The 435-nt window shown below is 68.5% G+C and carries 1 protein-coding gene; it reads left to right on the top strand.

Features of this window, described 5'->3' with window-relative positions; genetic code table 11:
* Positions 1-68: 68 nt before the first annotated feature.
* A partial coding sequence (locus LPA54_RS39375; RefSeq protein ID WP_228985194.1) for a hypothetical protein occupies positions 69-435 on the top strand: 367 nt, incomplete at its 3' end.

The following is a 435-nucleotide window of genomic DNA, read 5'->3' as shown; positions in this document are numbered from 1 at the left end:
CGGTACTTGGCGCCCCTTTCCTCCCGCTCGTCCTTCTCCTGAGCCTTCTGGCCCGGGCACAGGAGGCGGTGGAGCGTTCCCTCGACTCGAAGGAGGAGAAGGAACGCCACCGGGCGAAGAAGCAGGACGAGAAGCGCATGGACGCGGCTGTGGAACAGCGCGGACTGGACAACGTCTTCGACGGCGACTGGAACGGCGCCGCCGGCCAGTTCCTCCTGCGCTGGTACAGCCACTCGACCCACCACGAGCGCCTGCTGTTCGCGGGCCCGGACGGGATCGTCTTCGCGGCCCCGCCCAAGCGCGTCAGCTCAGGACGCGACAAGCACGCCCAGGTCGTCGCCCGGCTGTCCCCCGACGAGGCCACGCTGGAAGATCCCTTCTCCGGCGAGTTCGAGACCCGGATACTACTGATCCGCTTCCGCGACGGCTCCTGGC

Origin of the sequence: Streptomyces sp. DH12 (genome assembly GCF_020873895.1) — a bacterium.
Classification (GTDB): domain Bacteria; phylum Actinomycetota; class Actinomycetes; order Streptomycetales; family Streptomycetaceae; genus Streptomyces.
The sequence above is the reverse complement of the archived record's forward strand: the minus strand, read 5'-3'. Positions and strand labels throughout refer to the sequence as shown.